Raw genomic sequence first — 14,353 nt, forward strand, 5'->3', positions numbered from 1 at the left:
AGGGGCGCGGGGGCGGCTACTTCAGCGCCAAGTCCTCCTTCTCGTCTGCGCCGATGCTCCCGAAGATCTCGGCGGCGCTGGTGTGGGCAATGAGGGCTTCGTCATAGCGTTGGACGGCTCGTAGGGAGATCCCGAGGTGACCGAGCGCTCCGGCTTCGCGGTGAGCTTCGCCGATTCTCCCGAAGATCTCGGCGGCGGCAGTGAAGGCATTGACGGCTTCGTCAAAGCGTTGGGCACCGTGCAGAACGATGCCGAGGTTGAGGTTGATGAGTGCCGTGGCTTCGCCGTTGCCCGTGCCGATCTGTTGGCAGATGTCGAGGGCAGCGGTGAAGACGGTGACGGATTGTTCGTACCGCTGTACGTCTCTCAGGTCGAGGCCGAGGTTGTTGAGTGCGCTGGTTTCGTTGCGGCGGTCACCCATCTCTCGGAAGGTGTTGGCAGCGGCGGTGTGGGCGGTGACGGCTTCGTCGTAGCGCTTAGCGACTCGTAGGGCGAGGCCACGGTTGTTGAGTGCCTTGGCCTCGCCGTTCCGGTCACCAGTCCTATGGAAGATGTCTGCGGCTGCGGTGGCGAGGGTGATCCAGTCGTCGACATGGCGGCCGAATCTATAGAACCGGCTCAAGATGAAGGCGAGGTCCGTCTGCGCGGAGTGGTCGTACTGTCGAGCGGTGACTGTCGCGGCGGCGACGAGGTTGACCTGTTCAGCTTCGAGCCAGGCCGCTGCCTCAGCACGCTCGGCGAACGGCTCGGATGGCGGTCCGCTGGAAAGTTCATCGAGGTGGGTGCCTGCCGCCTTGGCTGTGCGCACGTAGTGGTCCAGGAGGCGGGTCGCCGCTTCGGCGCGGTGGTCGGCTTCGGCCTGCTCGCGGCCGCGTTCGTCGGCGTAGAGGCGGACGAGGTCGTGGAGCCGCCAGCGGCCCCACGCTTCCTCGGCGGGGTCGATGAGGTGGGCGCGGGCGAGGTCGCGCAGCAACTCGCCGGTGGAGTACGCCTCGTGGTCGGCGAGGTGGGCGGCGGCCTCGGTGGAGACGTGGGGTCCCGCGTTGAGGGGGAGCAGGCGGAAGAGGCGGGCCTGGTCGGGGGTGAGGTGGGCGTAGGAGAGGTCGAAGGCGGCGCGGACCGCCTGTTCGGAGCCGGGGCGGCGGATGCGGTCGAGGCGGGTGCGCTCGTCGCGGAGGGCGTCGGCCATCGAGGCGAGCGGTTGGGCCGGGATCTCGGCGAGGAGGGCGGCGGTGATCCGTAGCGCGAGCGGCAGCCCCGCGCACAACTCGGCGATGCGCATCGCTTCTTCGGGGGCGTCGGCGACACGGGTGTCCGCAGGACCGCGGAGTTGGCGCAGCACCTGGCGCAGGAGGTCGACCGAGGCGGTGGTGTCGAGGGCGGGCAGGTCGTGGAGGCGGGCGCCGATGTCCAGGGTGTGGCGGGAGGTGACGAGTGCGGCCGTGTGCGGGTCGGTGGGGAGCAGGGGGCGGGCCTGGTCCTCGCTGCCGGCGTTGTCGACGACCAGCAGAATCCGTCGGCCTTGCTCGGCGTAGTAGGCAAGCACGGTACGGAAGAGGGCCGCCCGGTTCGGGAGTTGGTCGGGGATGTGCTCGGGCGGGACGGCGAGGGCACGCAGCCAGCCGTCGAGGGCCTGGTGTGGGCTCAGGCGGCGCTGCGGGTTGGTGTCGTAGCCGTTGAGGTCGGTGAAGAGCGCGCCGCCGGGGAACCAGCCGGGCTCGGCCAGGGCCCGGGCGGCGGTCTGGACGACGAGTTCGGTCTTGCCGATGCCGGCGAGGCCGGCGACGGCCGCGACCAGCACCACCTCGTGACGTTCGCCTTCTTGCCGTTCGGGCGCCGGGGCCAGCGCGGCGAGCAGGTCTTCCACGTCGCCGTCGCGGCCCGCGAACGCGGACGAGGGTGCGGGCAGACCCGACAGCGCGGGAATGATCGTCGGTGGCAACTGGACCGTGATGGAACGGCCCTGGATCACGGTGCTGAAGAAGAGCCCGTCACTGATCGAGTTCGTGACAGGGGTCCCGGTCGTGGGCGTGTTCGCGGAATCCACAACCGCCTCCCCGTACGACGTACCGCTCCCTCAGCACCCGAACCATCCAACAGCCAATCTACGGCGTGCCCGTTGGATTCGAGCCCGGTCCGGCACTGCGACGAGGACCGTAGCCGTCGGCGGTCCAGCAGCCCAGGCCGGGCTCGGGCTCAGCCGGTCTTCTTGATCACCCGGGCGGGCACTCCCGCGACCATGGTGCCGGCAGGAACATCACGAGTGACCACCGCGCCGGCGGCGACCACCGCACCGGCACCGACGGTCACCCCCTGCGTGATCACGGCGGCCGTCCCGATCCAGACGTCGTCCTCGATGACGATCGGGGCGAAGGAGAGGTACGCGCGGCGCTCGGCCAGGGGCAGCGGATGGCCGCCGGTGATGAGGCTGACCTTCGGGGCGATCATCACGCCGTTCCCGATACGGATGCCTCCCTTGTCCATGAAGGTGCATCCCTGGTTGACGAAGACGTTCTCCCCGAACGTCGTGTTCAGCCCGTACTCGGTGAAGAACGGTGGGTAGATCGTCACCGATTCCGGCAGCGGGCCACCGAACACAACAGAAAGGAGTTCCGCGCGGCCTTCGCCGTCGCTGAACGGAAGCACGTTCAGTCGAGACGTCGCATCGGTCACCTCCACGATCCGCTCCACATGACGCGCGAACTCGGGCGTATGGACCTGCATGACCTGCTCTGTGCGGGTAGACATGCGCTGATTCCACCACCGCGCGGAACGCTCGATCAAACAACTCCGCACCACACCGGACACAACCCTTGGTTGTGGAATTAGGGTGGAAGGCGTGGACGTTGAAGCGCTGCGGACGTTCGTGGCCGTCGCTGAAACCGGCCAGTTCCAGGCCGCGGCCGACGAGTTGGGGATCAGTCAGCAGGCGGTCTCCAAGCGGGTCGCGGCACTGGAGAGGCATGTCGAGGTCCCGCTCCTGGTGCGGACCTCCCGAGGCTCGCGGCTGAGCCTGGACGGGCAGGTCTTCCTGCCGCACGCCAAGAAGGTCCTGGCGGCCGTCGAGCAGGCCGAGCAGGCCGTGCGCCCTGGAAGCCGTCCCTTGCGTGTCGATGTCCTCAACCGGCGCATCTCCCCGGCCCGGGCCGTCTACCGGTTCTACCGCTCCCACCGCGGGACGGACCTGGACACGGTCACGCTGAGCGACAAGAACGCCGCCCAGGCCGCCCACGCGGTGCTCGAAGGAACCATCGACGCGTCCTTCCGTGCCCTGCCGGCCGACCAGGTCCCGGCCGGGATGAGCGCCGAACGACTTCTGGACTCACCCCTGGAGCTCCTGGTCGGCCCCGGCCACCCGCTGGCCGACACGCCCTGGGTCAGTCCCGCGGACCTGGCCGGCCACCGCATCTGGATTCCCGGGATCAGGCTCGGCACGGAGTGGGCGGCGTTCTACCAGGCGATGTCCGAGACCTTCGGCCTGAGTATCGACGCGCTCGGCCCCCACTTCGGTGACGAGGCCCTGATGGACGCGCTCGCCGACCCGGCCTCGCCGGCCACCCTCGTCGGCAGCGGGGACCAGTACCTGTGGCCCCAGAACCACGACCTGCGGCGCATCCCGTTGCACGACCCGACCCCGGTCTACCCGCACGTGCTGCTCTTCCGCAGCGCGGACCAGCACCCTGTGCTGACCGCGCTACGCGACCATCTGCGCACCGCGGGCCCGCGAACCCCGCACGACGTGTGGATGCCGGACTGGATGGACCGCTGACCGGACGACCGGACCAACGGACACGTGAGGGTCGGCGGTCGCCGCGGAGTGCGCGCAGGGCACGGGGTCGGTGCCGGCCCGGCGGCGAGCCCGGACGCTGCGGCGTGGCCGCGGCGACCAGGTCGCCGCGTTCGGCTTCGGGCCGGTTCAGGGCCTGCGCGCGCCGTCATCCGCGGTCGTGGAGCGCCCCGTCACGGCCGCGGGCATGGGTGTCGGCGACCGACGAGAACGCGGCGGATGTGCGTGCCGGATGCCGCGACGCCGCGGAGATCCCCACGACAGGACCTAGATCAGCCCCAGATCGCGGGCCCGCGCGCCCGCCTGGAAACGGGAGTCCGCCCCCAGCGCGGACATCAGCTCCGCGACCCGGCGCCGATACGTGCGCACCCCGAGGCCCAGCGCCCGGGCCGCCGTCTCGTCCTTGCAGCCGGAGGCGAGCAGTTCGAGCACCCGCGGCGCCATCTCGCGCAGCTCCGCGTGCTGCACGTCGTAGACCGCGAGATCGGTCGCCGACCGCCAGGCCGCCTCGAACAGCGAGGTGACGTTCTGCACCAGCGTCGGCTCGGAGACCACGCTGTAGCTGCGCCGTCCCGCGTCCGGATCGCCCGCGAGGATGGCGAACCGCTGGTCGATGATGATCGTCTCGTTGATGGTGTCCGCCGTGATGCGGACCTGCGCGCCCGGGGAAGCCGCCACGGTCCGCAGATGCCGGGCCATCGGCGGGCTCATCAGCGCGCTCGGCTGGTACAGCTTGCGCAACCGGGGATGCGCCTCGGGCAGCCGGTCGGGAACCGTCCGGCCGAGGGCCCAGGTGTTGAGGTCACGCGCCGCGCACCACAGTTCACCGGCCGTGGCGAACAGATGGTGCGTACGGGCGAAGACCTCCGCCTCGCCGCGCAGTACGCGCACGCCGCTCTCCACGCTCATGGCCCCAGTGTCACCCGACGGCCACCGACCCGCCAAGGCAGGCAGGAAGTTGCCATTCCCGGCGGCGCGGGGCCACGCGGGCAAGACTGCATCCCATGACAACGACCAACGCCGCCGCCGCCGGCACCTGGACGCTCGGCGACCGCACCGTCCACCGACTCGGCCTCGGCGCCATGCGCCTGGTGAGCAAGGCCGACGGCAGCCCCAGCGACCGCGCGCAGGCCATCGAGGTGCTGCGGCAGGCGGTCGAGCTGGGCGTCAACCACATCGACACCGCCGCCTTCTACTTCTCCGACCTGCGCTCCGCCAACGAGCTGATCAACACCGCGCTCGCCCCCTACCCGGACGACCTGGTCATCACCACCAAGGTCGGTCCCGGCCGCGACCCGTCCGGGGCCTTCGTCGGGGCCCACACCAAGGAGGAACTGCGCGGCCAGGTCCAGGAGAACATCCGCCAACTCGGCCTGGACCGCCTTGAGGTGGTCAATCTCCGCATCGGCCTCGGCCTCGAGCGCGGTGAAGGCTCTCTCAAGGAGCGTTTCGAGGCGCTGGCCGAACTGCGGGAAGAGGGCCTCATCCGGCACCTGGGCATCTCCAACATCGGCCCCGAGCACCTGGAGGAGGCCCTGGCCATCGCCCCGGTGGTGTGCGTGCAGAACCAGTACGGGCTCGCCACCCGCCGCGAGGACGACGCGATCCAGCGGGCCTGCGCCGAGCGGGGCATCGCCTTCGTCCCCTTCTTCTCCGTGGGCGGCGGCCCCGCCGGTGCCACCGCCTCCGCCTCGGGCCCCGCGACGGAGGCGGACCGGGCCCTCGCCGAGGTCGCCGACCGCCACGGCGCTTCCCCCTCCCAGATCCGCCTCGCCTGGACCCTCCACAAGGGCCCCAACGTGCTGGCCATCCCCGGAACCGGCGACCCGGCACACCTGAGGGAGAACGTGGCGGCCGCCGGCCTGCACCTGTCGGAGGAGGACCTGGCCCGGCTCGGCTAGTCCCCTGTGAGCAGCGTCGCCAGATGGCCGGCGAACGCGGTGATCCGGTCCAGCTCCGGACCACCGCGGGCGATCCGGAACCCGTGCCGCAGGCTCCAGAACGTGGCCTGGACGGCGTGCAACTGCGCCCAGCGCGCGACGCGTTCACGATCGAGTTCGGCGGCCTCGGCGAAGACGTCGAGCGAGCGGTGGACGGCCTTGCGGAGGTCGTCCGCCTCGATCAGCCGCAGGGCGAGCGCCTTGAGCAGCGTGCCGCCGTCGTAACCGCGGTCTCCCGCGTACCCCTTGGGATCGACGGCCAGCCAGGGCTCGCGGTCGGCGCGCAGGATGTTGCCGGGGTGCAGGTCGCCGTGGATGAGGGTGTCCGGCTGGTCGCGGCCCAGCTCGCGGACGGTCGCGACGGCGGCGGCCACCACGTGGGGCGGCAGCACCTGCGCGAACTCCGTCGCGTCCTGGTGGAGTTCGCGCTCCCAGGTGTCGGCTTGCCCGCGCAGCCGGGGCAGTTCGGGCGGTGCGGGCACGGCCAGTCGCAGGCTGAGCCGGCCCGCGACCGTCACCACCTCGTCGACGTCCTCGATCTCCGCGAGGGTCGAGGTACGGGCCCGCTCCAGCAGCATCGCGAAGCGCTCGTCGTCGCGCTCGTGCAGCAGGACGGCGCCGTGCCCGCGCCATGCCGCGAACGCGTCGGGCTCGTGGACGTTGCCGGGGTGCGGGAAGGACACCTTCAGCACCGCGGGCTCGCCGTCGGGCCGGCGTACCGGGGCGATCAGGCCGACGCCGCCGTGCAGCGGCGGGCCGTCCGGTGCGCACGCCCAGCGCTCCAGCAGGTCGTCCACGATTCCGGGCAACTCGGCGAGCCAGGCCGATCCCCGGGCGCCCTCGCGGGCGACGGTGCTCTGCGTGAATTCCTCCGGTATCGCGGTCATCCGGGCACCCTATGCGGTGGTCGGGGTGCGGGGAGCCGTGACGGCCCCGGTGGTGGCCTCGTCGGTGGTGGCCTCGTCGGCGGGGGCGAGGACCGCGGTGAGGTAGTCCGTGATGGCGTCGCGGTTGCGCGTGAGGGTGGCGATGCGGGCGGTCATCCGGTCGCGTTCGGTCTGGAGGGTGGAGACGATCTCCGGGGTGGCGTCCGGGATGTGGATGACGGACGGCTTGGTGAGGCACGGCAGCAACTGCTTGATGATGCGGGTGGGCAGACCCGCGTCCAGGAGCCCGCGGATGTGCAGAATGGTGTCCACGAGGGCTTCGGGGTAGTCGCGGTAGCCGTTGGCGCAGCGCGGCACGTGGATCAGGTCCTGCTCCTCGTAGTAGCGCAGCAGGCGGCGCGGGGTGTCGGTGCGGGCGGAGAGTTCGCCGATGCGCATGTGGGGTGCCTCACAGGGGGCGGGGGACGGGCCGGGTTGACCTTCACACTGATGTGAGGGTTTGACCATAACCGGCATGACCACGCGAACGCGTTCCGCGCTCCCCCTGTCCGCGCTGCTGTCGCTGGCGACGGCCGTCTTCATCACCTGCCTCACCGAGATCCTTCCGGCCGGGCTGCTGCCCGCGATGTCGCGCGACCTCGGGGTCGGCGAGTCCGCGACGGGCCAGTCGGTGACGGTCTTCGCGATCGGTACGGCCGTCACCGCGATCCCGCTCACCACGGCGACCGCGGGGTGGCCGCGCAAACGGCTGCTGCTCGTGTCGATGGCCGGGTTCTGCGTCGCGAACACGGTGACCGCGCTGTCCGGGAACTACCCGCTGACGATGGTGGCGCGGTTCGTCGCCGGGGTGGCGGCCGGGCTCGCGTGGGCGCTGCTCGCCGGGTACGCGCGGCGGCTGGCCCCCGCGGGGCTGGAGGGGCGGGCGATCGCCGTCGCGATGTCCGGGATTCCGGTCGCGCTGTCGATCGGGGTGCCCGCGGGGACGTATCTGGGGAAGGCGGCGGACTGGCGGATCGCGTTCCTGGTGATGTCGGGGCTCACGGTGCTGCTGCTCGGGTGGATCACGCTGGCGGTGCCGGAACGGCCGGGCGAGGAAACGGGGTTGAGCGGGGACGGGAGTACGCAGGGGGTCGGCCGGGAGGAGGGCGCGGGCCGGGAGGACGGTGCGGGCCGGGAGGACGGTGCGGCCGCCCCTCTGCTCGGGGCACTCCGCGTGCCCGGGGTCGTCCCGGTCCTCTTCGTCACCTCCGCGTACGTGCTCGCGCACACCATCCTCTACACGTACATCTCGACGTTCCTCGACCGCGTCGGGCTCGGCGGGCGTACCGACCTGGTGCTGCTCGCCTTCGGGGTCGCGTCACTGCTGAGCGTCTGGACGGTGGGCGCGCGCATCCACCGCGCGCTGCGCGCGCTGACCCTCGGCGGTGTGCTGCTCATCGGTACGGCCGCCTTCCTCCTGGGAGTCGGTGCGCACCAGCCCGTGCTCGTCTACGTCGCCGCCGTGCTGTGGGGGCTCGGGTGGGGCGGGGCGCCGTCGCTGCTCCAGACCGCCGTCGGCGAGGCGGGCGGCGAACACGCCGACGCCGCCCAGGTCCTCCTCGTCACCCTCTGGAACGTGGCGACGGCCGCCGGCGGTCTCGTCGGCGGCCTCCTCCTCGACCTCCTCGGCACCCACGCCCTTCCCTGGACCGTCCTCGTCCTCCTCGCCCCCGCCTTCGCGGCCACCTTCGCCGCCCGCACCCACGGGTTCCCCGCGGCGATGGGCACGAGCCGAGAGGTGGCGCCGCAAGGGTGAACGTCCCTTCCGAGCCGCCTCGTTGACCGTCCGCGGTTCGGTGGCTCAGCGGCTCAGCGGCTCCGCGGTTCGGTGGCTCAGCGGCGCTTGATCACCTCTTCCGGGTGGCCGGGGCGCCAGAGCCCCACCGACACCCCGGCCCCGCTCCACGCCACGTGCGGCACGATGGCCGTCGTGAACCGTTACGAGAGGCTGCTTCGGGACCTGGACAAGGCGGGTTTGTGGCGGGAGCTTCCTGCCGACGAGAGCAGCGCGGCCCTGCGGCAGCTCAACTCCGGCACGAGCGCGGTGTGGTGGAGCGGAGGCGGGTGGGCGGCCGACGGTGAGGACCTCGCCGAGGGTGAGGTCGAGGACTGGCTGCGCGGCATGGCGCGGCCACTGGCCGACTGTGGGGTCGTGCTGGACGTCACGACCTCCTCGGGTCCGTGGGACGACATCCCGGCGCCCGGCTACACGGTGACGGTGAACGGCAGTCCGCTCACCCTCTACTCCACCGACGCGGCAGATCCGCACCTGCCGTTGAGTGGTGACCCGTGGATGGACTGCACCCTCATGCCGGCCGCTGAGCTGAACCGGCTGTTGGCCGGGGCCGGAAGCGACCGCCGGCTCGCGTTGTTCTGGCCGGGAGGCAACGATGGGTTCGCGGTGCTCGGCCCTGCGGACGTGCTGCGCCGGGCGGGCGCGGTGACCACGGCGTCCCGTGGTGAGGTCGCCTTCGTCATCCCGTGAGCTTCGCCATCCCCTGAGCCTCGTCCCCGCCACCGGCGGACCGGTCGGGTGACGGTAGGTCCGGGGGAGTGGCGGGGCTCGGATATTCGGGTGCCGTGCGGGGGTGGGGTGCGTAGGCTCCCCGGTGGGACGGGGCTCGTAGCGCAGCGGTTGTCGCACCCCCACTGCGTGTGGGAGGACGCCGGTTCGAATCCGGCCGGCTCCGTCCCCTCCGCCCTTCGGGTGCCCGACGGGGTCAGCCGCGGGACAGGGTCAGGAGGAAGCGGGTCTCCGGGCCGTGGCGGCCGGCGCAGAACCTGAGGGCCGCGTCGAGGACGCCGAGGGCGCGACACCAGCGCAGCACGCGGGCGGGGGACATCCCGGGCACGAGTGCGGCCAGCGTGTCGATGCGTCGTTCCAGGTCCGCGTGGTCGGTGACCGCGTCGAGTACCCAGTCCACGGCGTCGAAGTCGGGGTCGCCCCAGGCGGGGCGCGGGTCGATCGCCACCAGAGCCGGTGCCGGTGCCGGCGCCTGGCCGGGGCCCGCGACCGTATCCGCGCCCGGGCCGGACAGCACGTTGGCCGGGTTGAGGTCACCGTGGACGAGCCCGAGCGGGCCGTCGGCGGCCAGTTCCAGAGCCGCGGCCCGGGCGCGGTCGAGCACGCCCGCGTCGAACGGTTCGCCCACGCCGGCCGCGGCCAACCTGCGCAGGGTCAGGTCGAAGACGAAGTCGACCCGATGCGTCAGCGGCCGTAGCGCGGAGTGGGGGACGGGTGCGACGGCGGGGACCCGCAGGTCCCGGAGGAGCGGGCCGATGTCGGCGAGCCGCCACCCGAGCCGCTTCACCTGCACCCCTGGTCGTACGTCGCCCAACAGCAGCGCGCCTACGGCGAGTTCCTCCGCGAGCAGCGGTACGACCGACGGCCTGCCGGCCCAGGCGCGCAGCGCCGCCGCCTCCTCGCGGGCGATCGCGGGCTCCGGGGTGAGCTTCAGCCACACCGAGGCGCCGGTGTCACGCCGCACGCAGCGGAAGACCCGCGAGGTGACGCCGCCGCCCGCCGCGACCGGCTCCAGGTTCCAGCGGGCGGTGAGTTCGCCGACGAGGGACGGCAACGCGTCGAGCCAGCCGACGACTTCAGGACCGAACCTGACGACGAGTCGGTCCCGCACCGCGGGCGGGACGCTGACGAGTTCGCCCACCCGTCAGCCGGCCGCGGTGAGGGACTTGAACTCGGCGAGCGACTCGTGGATGACGTCGGCGAGTTCGCGCGGCTGGTCCGCCTCGTCGACCCAGCGCTCGAAGGCGACCCGGAAGACGGCGGTGCCCGCTTCGGCGGCGAGGCTCGCGGCCGGCTCGGTCACGCCACGGCCCCGCAGGGTCCGCGTGAGAGCCGACGAGAGCGCGGCGAGCTTGACGAGTTCGCGCTCCTGGAGGTCGGTGTGCGCGGAGACGAGGGCCTGGCGCCGGCGGGCGTGCCGGTGGGCGCCCCGGAAGATCTGGTCGGCGGCGGCGTCGAGGCCGGCGGCGATCGCGTCGATCGGTGCGGTGCCCTCGGGCGTGCCCGCGACGGCGCCGACGATGAGGTCCTGGAGGGCCGCCGAGCCGGCGAAGAGCACCTCGCGCTTGTCGGCGTAGTGCCGGAAGAAGGTCCGCTCGGTGAGCCCGGCCCGGTTGGCGATCTCCGCCACGGTGGTCTGCTCGTATCCGCGCTCGTCGAACAGTTCCAGCGCTGCCTTGCCGAGGCGCCCGCGCGCGTCCGGCTCCCATCTGCCCATGCCCCGATCGTACGCGACCCCGGCATGCGATGGCAGGTGCTGACATCACCGTCGATCCGCCGCTCCCGCCCTCCCTGGCATCGCAAGGGCCGGCGCCACCCTCTTCTCCCGGCCAGGGGGTAATCCGGACATAAAGGGGTAGCGGGAAGAAATGGAAAGTCGCCGCCTGTCGGTGGACCGCCTCCTGGAGCAGCCGTCGGGCCGTAGCCGTCTGCTGGTGTTGCCGTTCGTGCTCATCGCGGTGATCACGGTGACGGATCTGCTGCTGCCGGAGACCGTCCACCTCGGCCCGCTGCTGGTGATCGCGCCCGCCCTCACCGCGTCTCTCGCCGGGCCGAGGCTCACCGCTGTGGCCGGGGTGCTCGCGGTGGCGGCGCAGACGTTGATCGGAGTGTTCGAGGGCGGTCTCGGCACGGCCAACCACGTGGCGCAGATCATCGCGCTGACCGGACTGTCGCTCCTGGTCTTCCTGGTGTGCGTCGCGCGCGACAGACGCAACCGCGAACTGGGCCGCGCACGTTCGGTCGCCGAGACCACACAGCGGGTGCTGCTGCGGCCGCCACCCCGCCGGGTCGGACCGCAGCAGGTGGCCTGGCTGTATCTCTCCTCCGAGGACGAGACGCAGATCGGCGGCGACCTCTTCGCCACGGCCCGCGCCGCCCACCCCGCCACCCGCGTGATCATCGGCGACGTACGGGGCCACGGCCTGGCGTCCATCGGCGAGGCGTCGATGGTGCTGGGCGCGTTCCGCGAGGCCGCCCACCGGCACGCCGGACTGCCCGACCTCGTGGCCGCCGTGGAGGAAAGCGTCAGCCGGAACCTGGAGGAGGTCGCGGATGTCGAGGAGGACATCGGCGAGCACTTCGTCACCGCGCTCCTGCTCGACCTGCCCGACGACGGCTCGCGGGCGGAGATGATCAACTGCGGCCATCCACCGCCCCTGCTCATCCACGACCGCCAGGTCACCGCGCTGTACGCCCACCGGATCTCGCCCCCGCTCGGCGTCACCGCCCCGCACCCCGCCGCGGTCCTGCGCACCGAGCAGTTCGCCTTCGAGCCCGGCGACTTCCTCGTGCTGTACACCGACGGGTTCATCGAGGCGCGCTCACCGGCCGGCGAGTTCTACCCGCTCGCCGAGCGCGTGGCCGGCCTGCCCGCGACCGACCCGGACGTACTCCTGGACCAGATCCACCACGACCTGCTGCGGCACACCGGAGGGCAGCCCGCGGACGACGCCGCGCTGCTGATCCTCCAGCGGACGGCCAAGCAGCAGGAGCCGGGGCGGCACGCGGACCGGTGGCCCGGCACGGACCCCGGCCACCGGCGCGCGGCCTGACCCGGACCCCGGCCACCGGCGCGCTGCCTGACCCGGACCCCGGCCACCGGCGCGCGGCGGGACGGACGCGCCGCCCGAACGCTCGTTGAACGTCTGGCGAACAGCGCGAACCGTGTACAACGCTCACTTAGCCACCAGGGTCACAGGGGTGTCATACACGTCTGCGCCACTCCGCGAGGACCCACTCATGAACCTTCGTCGCACCCTGTCGGCCGCTGCCACGGCCACCGCGATCGTCCCGGCCGTGCTGCTGAGCGCCACCGCCGTGGCACACGCCGATCCCGGGCCGGCCGGCTCGACCACGGCCCCCTCGACCTCCTCGACACCGTCGGCCCCCTCGACCCCGCCGACGGCCGACACCTCCACCCCGTCCTCCTCGGCCCCCACCACGTCGCCGTCGTCGTCGCCCACGGCCACGCCGACCGACGCGGGAACGCCGCCGCCGTGCAGCAGCGGGCCCTCCAGCACGATCCGCGTCCAGCTGAAGGGGCTGCCGTCCAGCATCGTGGCGGGCGGCGGCTGGTCCACGTTCACGCTGAACGTGGCCGGCACCACCGACAAGGCGCTCGGCGCGGTCGAGGCGTCGGTCACCGCCAACAACGGCGAGGACAGCTACAACGCCGACCTCTACAAGCACGCGTACCTGGAGTACTGGGACGCCGGAAACGGCAAGTGGCTGAGCCTGAAGGACGAGGGCAAGGACGACATCCGCGAGACCGGCCTCATCTACGGCCACACCACGCTGAAGACCGCCCACGCGTCGGCCGACCTGAAGTTCCGGATCAGGGTCGACGCCAAGGCCACCCCCGGCCCCAGCTACGCCGTCGGCGGCGGCAGCTACGTCGACACCACGAAGAACTGCACCCGGGGCAGCACCACCGACGCCACCTTCGACGTGCTCGCGCCCGGCTCGAAGACCGGCGGCAGCGGTACGCCGGCCCCCTCGACGGCTCCTGACGGCGGGACCCTCGCGGAGACGGGTTCGTCCTCGGCGACGCCGTTGATCGCGGGCATCGGCGGCGCGGCGGTGCTGGTCGGCGCGGGGGCGATCGGTGTCGTACGGCTGCGCAGGAAGGGCTCCGCGGCGGTCTGAGCCGCGGAACGGAAACGGCGGACCCGCGTACGGGGTGACCGCCCGGGCCCGCCCGGGCGGTCGCGTCACCCCGCGGCGGCGGCGCCGTGCCGGTCGCGGAAAGTGCGCCGGTACGTGTCCGGGGGCACGCCGAGCGCGCGGTGGAAGTGCCTGCGCAAGGTCGCCGCGGTGCCCATGCCGGTGCGCGTCGCGATCAACTCGACGCTGTCGTCCGTCGTTTCGAGCAGTTCCCGGGCGCGCCGGATGCGCTGGGTGTGCAGCCAGCGCAGCGGGGTGAGGCCGGTGGCGGCCGTGAAGCGGCGGGTGAGGTTGCGGGTGCTCATGTTCGCCCGGCGGGCCAGGTCGGGCACGGTCAGCGGTTCGTCGAGCCGTTCGAGCGCCCAGTGCTGGAGGCCGGCGAGCGCGGGGGCGGTGTCGGGGGCGGCCGGCGCGGTGGCGTACTGGGCCTGGCCGCCGGCCCGGTGCGGAGGGACGACCAGCCGGCGGGCCAGCGCGTTGGCGACGGCCGCGCCGTGGTCGAGGGCCACGATGTGCAGGCACAGGTCCATCCCGGCCGCCTTCCCGGCCGAGGTCAGCACGGTCGTCTCATCCGTGTAGAGGACGTCCGGGTCCACCTGGACGCGGGGGTAGCGGGCCGCGAGCGCCGCCGCGTGCTCCCAGTGCGTGGTCGCGCGGCGGCCGTCCAGCACTCCTGCGGCCGCCAGCACGAACGCGCCCGTGCACAGCGACACGAGCCGGGCGCCGCGGTCGTGGGCGGCGCGTACGGCCGCGACCAGGTCGGGCGGGGGAGCGGTGTCGATGTCGGCGCAGGCCGCCACGACCACGGTGTCCGCGGTGGCGAGCGCGTCGAGGCCGTACGGGGTGTCGACCCGCAGCCAGCCGCCGAGCGGGGAGCGGCGCGGGCCGCAGACGCGGAAGTCGTACCAGGTGTCGGTCAGTTCGCGGTCGACGCCGAACACCTCGCAGGCCGCGGCGGCCTCGAACAGCATCGCTCCGTCGTAGAGCGCCAGCGCCACGGATGTCATGTCCG

At 72.5% G+C, this 14,353-nt stretch carries 14 protein-coding genes and 1 tRNA gene; 7 read left to right on the forward strand and 8 right to left on the reverse strand.

What is annotated here, in order from left to right:
- Positions 1-16: 16 nt before the first annotated feature.
- The gene (locus tag ACIPAE_RS01855) at positions 17-2,047 is read right to left on the reverse strand and encodes a tetratricopeptide repeat protein (RefSeq protein ID WP_402442250.1); all 2,031 of its coding nucleotides are present in this window, start codon (positions 2,045-2,047) and stop codon (positions 17-19) included.
- A gap of 149 nt (positions 2,048-2,196) precedes the next feature.
- On the reverse strand, positions 2,197-2,724 hold the full coding sequence (locus tag ACIPAE_RS01860; protein WP_329374109.1) for a DapH/DapD/GlmU-related protein: 528 nt from the start codon (positions 2,722-2,724) through the stop codon (positions 2,197-2,199).
- 115 nt (positions 2,725-2,839) lie between these two features.
- Between ACIPAE_RS01860 and ACIPAE_RS01865 the strand changes: the two genes are divergently transcribed.
- Entirely contained in the window at positions 2,840-3,769 is a 930-nt protein-coding gene (locus tag ACIPAE_RS01865; RefSeq protein ID WP_402442252.1) for a LysR family transcriptional regulator, read from the forward strand.
- 285 nt (positions 3,770-4,054) lie between these two features.
- Here the strand turns inward: ACIPAE_RS01865 and ACIPAE_RS01870 are convergent, their stop codons facing one another.
- On the reverse strand, positions 4,055-4,696 hold the full coding sequence (locus ACIPAE_RS01870; RefSeq protein WP_366413014.1) for a DNA-binding response regulator: 642 nt from the start codon (positions 4,694-4,696) through the stop codon (positions 4,055-4,057).
- 95 nt (positions 4,697-4,791) lie between these two features.
- Here ACIPAE_RS01870 and ACIPAE_RS01875 point away from each other — a divergent pair, with 95 nt between their 5' ends.
- A complete protein-coding gene (locus tag ACIPAE_RS01875) occupies positions 4,792-5,688 on the forward strand; it encodes an oxidoreductase (RefSeq protein ID WP_402442254.1) in 897 nt (298 codons plus the stop codon).
- Here the strand turns inward: ACIPAE_RS01875 and ACIPAE_RS01880 are convergent.
- Both ACIPAE_RS01880 and ACIPAE_RS01885 read right to left on the reverse strand, forming a co-directional pair.
- The gene (locus ACIPAE_RS01880) at positions 5,685-6,614 is read right to left on the reverse strand and encodes an aminoglycoside phosphotransferase family protein (protein WP_402442256.1); all 930 of its coding nucleotides are present in this window, start codon (positions 6,612-6,614) and stop codon (positions 5,685-5,687) included. The genes ACIPAE_RS01875 and ACIPAE_RS01880 overlap by 4 nt on opposite strands.
- Positions 6,615-6,623: 9 nt before the next feature.
- The gene (locus ACIPAE_RS01885) at positions 6,624-7,052 is read right to left on the reverse strand and encodes a MerR family transcriptional regulator (protein WP_402442258.1); all 429 of its coding nucleotides are present in this window, start codon (positions 7,050-7,052) and stop codon (positions 6,624-6,626) included.
- 76 nt (positions 7,053-7,128) lie between these two features.
- Here ACIPAE_RS01885 and ACIPAE_RS01890 point away from each other — a divergent pair, with 76 nt between their 5' ends.
- From ACIPAE_RS01890 to ACIPAE_RS01900, 3 genes are all read left to right on the forward strand, one after another.
- Positions 7,129-8,409 (forward strand): MFS transporter, encoded by a 1,281-nt coding sequence (locus ACIPAE_RS01890; protein WP_402442260.1) that lies wholly within the window; start codon positions 7,129-7,131, stop codon positions 8,407-8,409.
- Positions 8,410-8,583: 174 nt separating this feature from the next.
- On the forward strand, positions 8,584-9,138 hold the full coding sequence (locus tag ACIPAE_RS01895) for a hypothetical protein (protein ID WP_402442262.1): 555 nt from the start codon (positions 8,584-8,586) through the stop codon (positions 9,136-9,138).
- A 131-nt stretch (positions 9,139-9,269) separates the two neighbouring features.
- Positions 9,270-9,343 (forward strand) — tRNA-Gln (locus ACIPAE_RS01900).
- A 30-nt stretch (positions 9,344-9,373) separates the two neighbouring features.
- Here the strand turns inward: ACIPAE_RS01900 and ACIPAE_RS01905 are convergent.
- A complete protein-coding gene (locus tag ACIPAE_RS01905) occupies positions 9,374-10,318 on the reverse strand; it encodes an aminoglycoside phosphotransferase family protein (protein ID WP_402442263.1) in 945 nt (314 codons plus the stop codon).
- 3 nt (positions 10,319-10,321) lie between these two features.
- Positions 10,322-10,894 (reverse strand): helix-turn-helix domain-containing protein, encoded by a 573-nt coding sequence (locus ACIPAE_RS01910; protein ID WP_328466854.1) that lies wholly within the window; start codon positions 10,892-10,894, stop codon positions 10,322-10,324.
- Positions 10,895-11,045: 151 nt separating this feature from the next.
- On the opposite strand from ACIPAE_RS01910, the gene ACIPAE_RS01915 reads away from it, so the two are divergent.
- Both ACIPAE_RS01915 and ACIPAE_RS01920 read left to right on the forward strand, forming a co-directional pair.
- On the forward strand, positions 11,046-12,230 hold the full coding sequence (locus ACIPAE_RS01915) for a PP2C family protein-serine/threonine phosphatase (RefSeq protein ID WP_402442265.1): 1,185 nt from the start codon (positions 11,046-11,048) through the stop codon (positions 12,228-12,230).
- Positions 12,231-12,417: 187 nt separating this feature from the next.
- Entirely contained in the window at positions 12,418-13,323 is a 906-nt protein-coding gene (locus ACIPAE_RS01920; RefSeq protein WP_402442266.1) for an LAETG motif-containing sortase-dependent surface protein, read from the forward strand.
- A gap of 65 nt (positions 13,324-13,388) precedes the next feature.
- Here the strand turns inward: ACIPAE_RS01920 and ACIPAE_RS01925 are convergent, their stop codons facing one another.
- The gene (locus tag ACIPAE_RS01925) at positions 13,389-14,348 is read right to left on the reverse strand and encodes a helix-turn-helix domain-containing protein (protein ID WP_402442268.1); all 960 of its coding nucleotides are present in this window, start codon (positions 14,346-14,348) and stop codon (positions 13,389-13,391) included.
- Positions 14,349-14,353 lie beyond the last annotated feature (5 nt).

The organism is Streptomyces sp. NPDC087270 (assembly GCF_044744625.1).
In the GTDB taxonomy this organism is placed as follows: Bacteria; Actinomycetota; Actinomycetes; order Streptomycetales; family Streptomycetaceae; genus Actinacidiphila.

Bases quoted from the DNA above. Each gene is read 5' to 3' on its own strand.
- ACIPAE_RS01910 (WP_328466854.1), bottom strand. From the start codon at position 10,894: ATGGGCAGATGGGAGCCGGACGCGCGCGGGCGCCTCGGCAAGGCAGCG.
- ACIPAE_RS01915 (WP_402442265.1), top strand. From the start codon at position 11,046: ATGGAAAGTCGCCGCCTGTCGGTGGACCGCCTCCTGGAGCAGCCGTCG.
- ACIPAE_RS01860 (WP_329374109.1), bottom strand. From the start codon at position 2,724: ATGCAGGTCCATACGCCCGAGTTCGCGCGTCATGTGGAGCGGATCGTG.
- ACIPAE_RS01870 (WP_366413014.1), bottom strand. From the start codon at position 4,696: ATGAGCGTGGAGAGCGGCGTGCGCGTACTGCGCGGCGAGGCGGAGGTC.
- ACIPAE_RS01880 (WP_402442256.1), bottom strand. From the start codon at position 6,614: ATGACCGCGATACCGGAGGAATTCACGCAGAGCACCGTCGCCCGCGAG.
- ACIPAE_RS01875 (WP_402442254.1), top strand. From the start codon at position 4,792: ATGACAACGACCAACGCCGCCGCCGCCGGCACCTGGACGCTCGGCGAC.
- ACIPAE_RS01890 (WP_402442260.1), top strand. From the start codon at position 7,129: ATGACCACGCGAACGCGTTCCGCGCTCCCCCTGTCCGCGCTGCTGTCG.
- ACIPAE_RS01925 (WP_402442268.1), bottom strand. From the start codon at position 14,348: ATGACATCCGTGGCGCTGGCGCTCTACGACGGAGCGATGCTGTTCGAG.
- ACIPAE_RS01885 (WP_402442258.1), bottom strand. From the start codon at position 7,052: ATGCGCATCGGCGAACTCTCCGCCCGCACCGACACCCCGCGCCGCCTG.
- ACIPAE_RS01920 (WP_402442266.1), top strand. From the start codon at position 12,418: ATGAACCTTCGTCGCACCCTGTCGGCCGCTGCCACGGCCACCGCGATC.